This window comes from Micromonospora sp. LOL_014, from assembly GCF_048060245.1.
GTDB lineage: Bacteria > Actinomycetota > Actinomycetes > Mycobacteriales > Micromonosporaceae > Micromonospora_E.
In genome coordinates, this window is the sequence record NZ_JBHMIP010000117.1 from 1 (window position 1) to 400 (window position 400).

General features: G+C 73.2%; 1 protein-coding gene. It reads left to right on the top strand.

The features are described 5' to 3' along the window. Positions 1 to 10: 10 nt before the first annotated feature. A partial coding sequence (locus ACFHW1_RS28885) for a toxin glutamine deamidase domain-containing protein (protein ID WP_416616753.1) occupies positions 11 to 400 on the top strand: 390 nt, incomplete at its 3' end.

Sequence of the window (400 nt, forward strand, 5' to 3'; positions counted from 1 at the left end):
GTTGGCGGGGTTGTCGACGTTTCTTGGTCGGCCGATGGTGTCGTTGCCGCGCTGGCCGGACCGGGCGGGCGACGGGACGATCGACCGGGTCACGGGTGAGGCCGACGGGATCAGCCGGGCCGAGGAGTGGTTGGGCGGGGAGTGGGTCGGTCCGCCGGCGGACCTGCCGGGGACACCGGTGGACCGGGTGGCGGCGGTCGCCGAGCAGTACGCGCAGTTACAGCAGCGGGTGGCGGCGGCCGGCCCAGGTAGTGCAGCCCTGGTCGTCGCCGACTGGCTGAGCTTCGACCAGGACACCGGACGGCTGCACCTGGACGCCGACGGAAACGCGCAGGCGGCCGGCTCGCACGCGTTCCTGATCGTCTACCCGTACGGGGCCGACGGGCCGGTGTGGTGGGAT